The sequence below is a fragment of the Sporosarcina sp. USHLN248 genome, assembly GCF_037144575.1.
Taxonomy (GTDB): domain Bacteria; phylum Bacillota; class Bacilli; order Bacillales_A; family Planococcaceae; genus Sporosarcina; species Sporosarcina contaminans.
Genome location: NZ_JBBCZC010000072.1, coordinates 1 through 9,635, shown reverse-complemented (window position 1 = coordinate 9,635; position 9,635 = coordinate 1). Strand labels below are relative to the sequence as shown.

Genomic DNA, 9,635 nt, shown 5'->3' with positions numbered 1-9,635 from the left:
AAAGCTCCCCGAATGCCGCAAAAACTTCCCGCCGCGCATAAACTCCCAGAGGAACGCAAAAACTTCCCGCCCCGCTCATAAACTCCCCGCCGAACGCATAAAAGCTTCCCACGACGCAAAAGCTCCCCGAATACCGCAAAAACTTCTCATGCCGCGCATAAACTCCCAGAGGAACGCAAAAACTTCCCGCCCCGCTCATAAACTCCCCGCCGAACGCATAAAAGCTTCCCACGATGCAAAAGCTCCCCGAATGCCGCAAAAACTTCCCGCCGCGCATAAACTCCCAGAGGAACGCAAAAACTTCCCGCCCCGCTCATAAACTCCCCGCCGAACGCATAAAAGCTTCCCAACACGCATAAATCCCCTCACAAACGCATAAACATCTTCAGCAGACGCATAACTTTTCCATCGCTCAGGACTTTATTTGTCAAAAGCATTGATCGCGCCATGAAAGCTTCAAAGAATTAAAAGCAACCCGCGAACAAGCAAAAAAAGTGTGACTTCTTATTCTATTGGCAAGACTGCGTTGATATAATAGACCAATAGAGAAAAGTAAAAGAAACGAGGCGAGTGGAATGAGAAAAAACAGTGCTATCATTTTCTTCCTATTGGTCACTATTTTTTGCATCGGAAGTACAAAAGCGAGTGCGGAAGTAAAGAATAGTCAGCGTTATGTAGGTCTGCATGACAGAGTGCTGCCAATTGAGGATATTCGCGTAATCGATGGAGATACGAAAGTTCCACTCGCAGAAATCGCCAAATTTCTTTATTTGCCTGTCACTGTGGAAAATGGAGCAACAGTCATTAATAAACGCGGCAAACAATTTGTGTTTGATCCAAAAACAGGGGAGACGATACAGGATGGGAAAGTGTTGTCCTGGGCTCCGTTTATTGAAGAAGATGGGACAATATTCATTAGCGTTAAGTATATTTCACGCGAAATCGGCTTTAAAATAGATTACTTGAAAAAGCAACAAACAATTAGGATTTACCGAGATGATTATGAGCATATGAGTCGTGAACTGTTTGAAAAAATGGTGATCGATTTAATTGAGGAAAAACTGACAAATCAAGAGACATCCGAAAAGTTAGAGGAGCCTGAGCTGAATTATGAAAAGGCGATTGTCTATTTAACATTCGATGATGGGCCGAATCAATTTACGACAATCAATAATGAAACTTTGAAAAATTATGGAGTACAGGCAACTTTCTTTTTCCTTGGAAAGCAAATGCAAGCTAACGAAAAAATTGTTAAGACAGTCGCTAAAGACGGTCATTATATCGGCACCCATAGTATGACGCATGATAAAAACTTAGTTTATAAATCTACCGAGGCATTTATACAAGAGATGAATGAAGGTAGGGATTTGATTAAGCAAATGACCGGCAACGATGCAAAACTGTTGCGCGTTCCATATGGCAGCGTGCCGCACGTCACTCCAGAAATGGAAAAGGAACTCATTAAGCACGGCTATAAAATGTGGGATTGGGATGTAGATTCCAACGACTGGAGGTATACGGTCGAACAAGCAAATCAAATTTTCAATAATGTGAAGCGTGACGTCACCCGTGCCTATCAATCCGGCGACCGCCATATCGTTGTTCTTATGCACGATAGAATCCAAACGACGAAAGCTTTGCCTGAAATTATTGAATGGCTCCAAGCGGAAGGGTATATGCTGCAATCTTATAATCCTGACGAACACATCTCTCAAAATTTCTTGCGTGATACGTTATTATAAAACCGCCTACACGGGCGGTTTCAGCTTGTTGACAAACGCTCGCATACTGCGTTGCTCGTCTCGCTCGTCCCCTCATGAACCTAAGTTCTATTCGGGTCTTCGCTCGACTTCGCGCCTTGTCTGACAAGCGTTTTCAAGTCAAGCTGGGCAAACACCTATCTCATGACTACAAACCTTAAAAGGACTGTAGACAAAGTAAAAAGATACTTTGTCTACAGTCTGAAACCGCCTACACGGGCGGTTTTATAGTGTAAACAATAATATTTAACAGATCCTCGTCGAAGTCTTTCTGTATGGATTGGCTTGAAGTTGTGGAACAATCGCTTGCAACTATATCCATTTAGGCTATCCGCTCGACCTCACGCCTCTTCCGCTCCACCTCCTCCTTGCAACGCTCAAACCCACACACCCGCTCGACCCCACCAACCAACTACCCACCCCTCCTACTACTCCGTCAAAAACCACCCCTGCACCACCTTAAAATCCTCAGGTTCCAATAACCTACCGATAGATAGCTATATTCACCCACACCCGAAAAAATGTTATATACCGAAACGCCTAACATTAAATTCCTTCTTCCCTCCCTTTGAACGATTTTTCCGAAAAGTCTATAAAATAGGTGTCTGTCACTATTTTCAAACTATTCTTTATGTGCTATCTTTTGAGATGCATGTTCTACTAAAATGATAAAAGGGGGAAAGGGAATTTGAAGAATCATAACTTCGCAAAGCTGTTCAGCTCGTTCTTAGCATTTGTTATGGTGCTTTCGTTGCTTATGCCTTATTCTGCACATGCGAATTCGATCGATGAAATCGATGGGCAAGCGGTGGAAACGGAAACGTTAAAAACGAAGCCATTTAAACAGAACAGCCAGGATGAAAGCATCTTGCAACAAAAAGCGGCTATCGCGGAACAGCTATCTGTCTTAGGCGGGGAAGCAAGGCTACATGACGACCTTAAAAATGTTACGGGCAGCCAAGAGGTTCCAATCATCATCCACTTTTCAGAGCGTTCCGTAGGGCTTGAAACGGGAATTAAAAAGTTGGCTGGGAAAACAATTTCAAGCACAGAAGCGAATCAAGTGAAGCAAAAAGTCCGTAACCAACAAATTTCAGCTAAAAAGGAAATGGCCATCAAAGGCATCAAATTTCAAGAAGGCTTTAGCTATGATACAGTGCTAAACGGCATTTCTGGTTCTGTCAAAGCGGACGACCTTCCTAAGCTATTAGAAGTGACAGGAGTCGTTTTGGTCGAGCCTGACACAATCGTTTACGCTCAAGCTTTAGACAAAGGATCTATCCCCAAGAAGCCTATTCCTTCTGACTCCAATCTTTCCGACAAACTGAAAGATGCTACGGTTGGCCCTGCAATGGACACAAGCATTTCATTCTTAGGAATTGAAAAGCTTTGGGCGGAAGGCTATGAAGGGCAAGGCATTAAAGTCGCGGTATTGGATACAGGAATCGATGCCGATCACCCTGACTTTAAAGGCATCTACAAAGGTGGGAAAAACTTCGTACCGCACACGGGAAATGATTATACAAGACCACGTGCTGACGACGATGCATCTGAAACATCTCCGGTAGAACGACCATCCCATCGCCCTGAATTCAACGACCGAGGAAATTCATTCTACACATCCCACGGCACTCACGTTGCCGGAACAATAGCAGCAATCGGTAACAACGAATATGGCATTAAAGGAATCGCACCTAAAGTGGACCTTTACGCTTACCGCGTCCTTGGAGCATACGGCAGCGGCGCGACTTCAGGCATTATTAAAGCGATCGACACAGCTGTCATTGAAGGCATGGACGTCATTAACCTTTCATTAGGCGGTGGCTCCAATAGCGAGACAGACGGTGCTTCTTTTGCAATTAACAACGCCATGTTAGCCGGCACAATTTCAGTTATCGCAACAGGAAACTCTGGTCCGAATCGTGGAACAATGGGCACACCATCTACTTCACGCCTCGGCATTGCAGTCGCGAACACGACAAACCCTGAAGCGCATTATGACGGGCATGTCAACATCACAGTGGGCGACTATAACTTATCAAAACAACTCAACATTATGGGAACGACATACGGACAAGACCTTTCTAAGCAACTTGACGGCGAATATGACATCGTCGCAGTGCCTAATATTGGTGCGGAAGCCGACTACGCAGGTATCGATGTCAACGGTAAAGTTGCTTTAGTTGCACGCGGCGACATTGCATTTGTTGATAAAATCGCAGCTGCGAAAAACAACGGTGCAGTCGCAATGATTGTTCACAACTTCGCGGGCGGAACGAATGCGCCTGGACCATCCGGCACATTCCTTGGAGACGATTTTGAATTCATTCCGACTTTCGATATGTCTCAAACGGACGGCGAAGCAATTCGTGCAGCACTCAAAAATGCGGAAGGCAAAATTTCATTCAGCCAGTTCAATCAAACAATAACGGCCGGGGACGAAGTGAACAACTCGAGCTCACGTGGGCCATCCACACCAAACTTTGACATTAAACCGGACGTCAGCGCACCAGGTACAAATATTATGTCTACCATTCCGATGTACAAAGCAGATTTCCCAGAAGCAGCATACGACCAAGCTTACACGCGTAAAACGGGTACTTCCATGGCAACTCCGCACGTTGCTGGAATTGCAGCATTAGTGAAGCAAGCGAACCCGAATTGGGATGCCTTCGATGTAAAAGTTGCGCTATCCAACACGGCAAAAATATTAGACACGAAGAAGTACGATGTTTTCGACCAAGGCGCGGGCCGCGTACAAGCTTATGCAGCCGCACATCCTGAAATCCTTGCCTATGCAATTGATACGGCAAACAACGATGGGGAAACAGTTGAAAACTTGAAAGGGACTGTCACATTCGGTCCGCAACCTTTAAATAACGACGTCAATGTAACGAAACAAATCTTAGTGAAAAATCATAACGGCAACGGCGGCACGTACAATGCAACCGTCGAAGTGATCAAAGGATTCGGAGATGCAACGGTCACGATCGACAAGCCATCCTTCACACTATCGAGCGAGCAGCTTCTAAATGTCACATTGAAAGCATCCAAAAATCCAAATGCTGAACATGGTGCAGAAATACTTGGTTACATCCACATTACAGGCGGCGATACGCCAGTCTCCTTGCCGTTTGCAGCGGACTTTGGCGGAGAAGCGGCTACACAGCTGAAAGATATGGAAATTACGGAAACAGACCTATCCTTCAACGGTGACGGAGTAAAAGACGAAGCGATGCTTTACTTCACAATTACAGGCGATGTCGGTCTGAACCTCATTGAAATTTGGGATATTATGGATCCTGAAGGTGGCGTTTACGGTGATGGCTACATCGGCTACCTGCATGCAGGCACTTCATTGGGCGCAGGCTCATACCAGCTCCGTATCGGCGGCACATACAAGCCGTGGAGCGATGATCCGCAAACGAAAATACCAGACGGTCTTTACACGATCGACTACACTGCACAAACAGTTTCTGGAAATCCGCCAGTGATCGGCGACTATGTAGGTCCGATTGTAGTAAAATCTGAAGCAGGTACGATTGAAGGGGCATTGGAAGGCAAAACCGTTACTGGTAAAATTGACGATGCTTACATTGGATACCAAAAAGAATTGGTTGATTATGGCCTTGGCTATGACATTAACACGAAATTGAAAGCATCTTACGAAGTGGTTGCAGAAGAGAAAGTTATAGCGTCTGGCCAAGTGAAATTGGAACAAGACGGCACATTCTCATTCGAGCTCCCTGAACTTGACAAAGCAAAGCACTCAATCATCGTGAAGTACGAAGACGCTGCTGGCAATAAAGCAGAAGAAATCGTCTATAAAGCAGGCGATCAAGTTGACGGAGCCGTCGAGTACAAGCTGAGCGATGAAAGTGTCACCCTGAAACCGAATGAAAACACGAAAATAACAGTAACTGAAACGACAACAAAGCCTGATGGTACAACAGAAGAAAAAGACGTTACTGAAGCAGCAACATTCACGTCCTCTGATGAAAAAGTTGCTACAGCTGAAAAAGGATTGATTACAGCAGTCGCTGCCGGAACAGCCGAAATCACGGTTCAATACGAAGAATTCACAGCAACGATCGCAGTGGAAGTGACTGAGGATCCGCAAGGCGAAGACAAAGTGACGTATTCCGTAAGCAAAACGAACGTCACATTAGGCGTAGGCCAGCAAGAACAGCTTTTCGTTACAGAAACAACGACAAAAGCGGACGGTACAGTCATCGAAAAAGATGTAACTGGCCAATTGTCGTACAACGTCGTCAATAATAAGTTTGCGACAATCCATAAAGGGCTCATCACGGCAAAAGCGCCTGGCAAAACGCAAGCGCGCATTATGATTCCGAATGAAGAAACAATTTATGTATACCTTGAAGTGACGGCAGTACCGCAAGACATCGTTACGTATTCTGTCAATAAAAAGAACATGACATTAGGCGTAGGCCAGCAAGAACAGCTTTACGTCACAGAAACAACAGTTAAGCCAGATGGTACGGTCATTGAAAAAGATGTCACTGGCAATCTACGCTACAACGTTGTCAACAATACGTATGCGACCGTCCAAAAAGGGCTTGTAACTGCGAGGGCGGCAGGAAAAACGCAAGTGCGTATTCAAATTCCTGATGAGGAAGCGATCTACGTCTATCTCGAAGTGACGGAATTGCCGCAAGATATTGTCACCTATACGACGAATAAAACCAATCTATCCATCGGCGTCGGTCAACAAGAACAGCTTTACGTTACAGAAACGACTGTAAAGCCGGACGGCACAGTAATTGAAAAAGACGTAACAGGCTTCGGCAAATACAATGTCATAGACAATACAGTCGCAACTGTGAAAAAAGGCCTTGTCACCGGGTTGAAAGCGGGCAATTCACAAGTTCGTATCATCATAAACGACAAAGAAACGCTGTACGTTTACGTTGAAGTGAAGCAACAACCACAAGACGTCATCTCGTACGAATTGAACCAAACAGACATGAAGCTTGAAGTAGGTCAGCAAGAGCAGTTGAAAGTAACAAAAACTACTGTAAAACCAGACGGAAGCACGACACAAAAAGATGCGACAGTAGACGCAAGATTTAACGTCGTCAACAAAGACATTGCATCCGTTCAAAGAGGGCTCGTTACGGCAAAACAAGCAGGGAAGACGCAAGTGCGCGTAGTAATGCCAGATGGCGATGTCACACTTGTCTATCTTGAGGTGACTGGCCAGTCTACACCGCCTGCAGCACCAGACGTAATTACGTACGCTGTCAATAAAACCGAAACTGCCCTCAACGTAGGTGACACCGACCAATTGACAGTAACCGAAACAACAACGAAAGCGGATGGCAATCAAACCGAAAAAGATGTTACAGCAACATCGGTATTCACGACGGCAGATCCATCCATCGCCACCGTCGAAAACGGAGTAGTAACAGCAGTCGGCGCTGGAGAAACAGCAATCACGATTACAAACGGCGGCTTTACAGCAACAGTCCAAGTGACAGTGACAGATACGTCTCAAAACACAATCACTTACGCTGTCAATCAAACCGAATTCTTCTTAACAATTGGGGAAACAGGCATGCTGGAAGTGAGTGAAGTGACGAATTATGCAGACGGAACAAACACAATGCTTGATATTACTGCTGATGCTTCTTATTCGATTGCAGATGATCGTATTGCGATCGTCGATAGAGGAACAATAATCGCTTTAAACGAAGGCCGCACAGAAATCACTGTGAAATATGGCGATTTCATAGAAGTGATCACGGTCAACGTTGCGGCAAATACTGAGCAACCAGCGAAGCATATCATTACAGAGGACAGCATCCCTTCAAAAGGTGATATCTTCATTAACCTTTCTTCATCTGAAGAAGAAATCGATGTTGAAATGAGCCAAGCAGTATTACAAGCAATCGTTGACAACAAAAATGAGCTCTTCATTCAAAAAGGCAGTGCAACATTTACTTTCGATAGAAGCGCTTTGCAGGAGTTACAGAAAACATCTTTCGGAGATGTTACAATTACGTTCGGCAGCACATACGCAACCGACAGTAACGCGGTCTCCGACGTATACACAATTGCAATTTACGATGGAACAGGTGACAGCAAGCAGTTAAACAACGGCTTCAACAAGAAAATTGAAGCAACGGTTCCTGTCGATGAGTCGAAAATCACAAAAAAAGCAAAAGTTCACGTAATGAACTACTACACAAACGAACGCGTTGAAAACAACGCAAAAGTGTATAATGGCACTGTCAACTTCAGAGCAAAAGAAGCAGGTGCGTTTTACGCGATTGCAGACTAATGAACAACAGCCTTCCTTCGATTAGCCTTCCTTCGATTGAAAGGAAGGCTGTTCTATTTTGCAATCGATAAGGGAGAGGATTAAATGCATTGCCGCATATGTAACGAACAGCTTTCGTAGTCCTTTGAATACCATCATCGCAACGTGTTTACATATGTAGTGGGAGAATTCGGCATGTGAAATGTCAATTGTTCGTATTCACAAACAGCCTCTATTGAATCGCTCTATATTTTTACAACTTCCATACAAAAGTGCAATATTAAAAAGAGCTCGGATAGAAGGACGATAGGCACGACCATATAGCTTGTAGGAACTCCTGACTTCGTCTATGGGAAACTCTACTTCGGGTAATTGTGGAAAACAGGTTTGGAATTACGACAATTAATTAGCAAATTGAATAGGATTGAGTTTATTAGTAGAAGAAAGGTGCAATAGAGTAGTAGAATGGAAGGAATAGAGTAAAGGATGTGCATCATAGATGAGTTCAAATCACAAGGCGAACGAACTCCTCCTGCAGAAATCCAATATGCAAAATTGGGGAGCAAGACGCGCAGCTCGAACGAAGAAATATAAAACAACGACGAGGAATGTGAAAGACTATATCGTTTTGGACTTTGAAACGACAGGCTTCCGAGCGGGTGCTGACCGCATCATTCAAATTGGAGCCCTAAAATTTAACAATCATGAGCAAACTGGATTGCTCAACACATTCATTAACCCTGAACGGCACATCCCTCCCAATATTACACGACTCACCGGCATCACGAATGAAATGGTCCAATGGGCTCCGACCATTGAAAACAAAATCGAAGAACTCATCGAATTCATCGGTGACTTGCCAATCATTGCCCATAACGCATCATTTGACATGGGGTTCCTATACGCACTCGAAAGCATCGAAGGCATCAAAATCCCAGAATACACCGTCATAGACACTGTCAAAATAGCACGCAAAACGATCACCGACACACCCAATCACAAACTAACAACACTAACCAAATACCTCCAATTAGAACACGACGCCCACGACGCAATCGGCGACTGCATCGCCACAGCAGCCATCTACCAATACTGCACCCAATAACCGCCCACCCGGCGGTTATTTGCATCCCCAAACGCATAAATAGAAAGAATCACGCATAAACCTCATCCCCAAACGCATAAATAGAAAGAATCACGCAAAACCCCGTCCCCAAACGCATAAATAGAAAGAATCACGCAAAACCCCGTCCCCAAACGCATAAATAGAAAGAATCACGCAAAACCCCGTCCCAAAGCGCATAAATTGAGTGAATCACGCAAAACCCCGTCCCCAAACGCATAAATTGAAAGAATCACGCAAAACCCCGTCTCAAAGCGCATAAATTGAGTGAATCACGCAAAACCCCGTCCCGCCCCGCATAACCCAAAGCAACAACTCATAAATCCTCCTCAAAACGCAAAACGGCCAACAAACGCGTATATCCCTCCCGGTAAACGCCTTCGCATCTCCTGGACCCAGCCCATCCAAATTCCCGCCAATCAACCCCTAATTTGTCAAAAGCATTCATCGCGACCCACTAAAACTTAGA

The 9,635-nt window shown here is 44.8% G+C and carries 4 protein-coding genes; 3 read left to right on the top strand and 1 reads right to left on the bottom strand.

From position 1 onward, the window contains the following. Positions 1 to 232 (bottom strand): hypothetical protein (locus WFH04_RS17585; RefSeq protein ID WP_336825539.1); only part of this gene is annotated, 232 nt, incomplete at its 3' end. Positions 233 to 575: 343 nt separating this feature from the next. Here WFH04_RS17585 and WFH04_RS17580 point away from each other — a divergent pair. The 3 genes from WFH04_RS17580 to WFH04_RS17570 all read left to right on the top strand — a co-directional run bounded on the left by WFH04_RS17580 (position 576) and on the right by WFH04_RS17570 (position 9,148). After that, on the top strand, positions 576 to 1,742 hold the full coding sequence (locus WFH04_RS17580) for a polysaccharide deacetylase family protein (protein ID WP_336825537.1): 1,167 nt from the start codon (positions 576 to 578) through the stop codon (positions 1,740 to 1,742). 706 nt (positions 1,743 to 2,448) lie between these two features. Then, entirely contained in the window at positions 2,449 to 8,064 is a 5,616-nt protein-coding gene (locus WFH04_RS17575; RefSeq protein ID WP_336825535.1) for a S8 family serine peptidase, read from the top strand. 478 nt (positions 8,065 to 8,542) lie between these two features. Beyond that, entirely contained in the window at positions 8,543 to 9,148 is a 606-nt protein-coding gene (locus tag WFH04_RS17570) for a 3'-5' exonuclease (RefSeq protein WP_336825534.1), read from the top strand. Positions 9,149 to 9,635 lie beyond the last annotated feature (487 nt).

Coding starts and splice junctions, on each gene's coding strand:
- WFH04_RS17580 (WP_336825537.1), top strand. CDS start 576: ATGAGAAAAAACAGTGCTATCATTTTCTTCCTATTGGTCACTATTTTT.
- WFH04_RS17570 (WP_336825534.1), top strand. CDS start 8,543: ATGAGTTCAAATCACAAGGCGAACGAACTCCTCCTGCAGAAATCCAAT.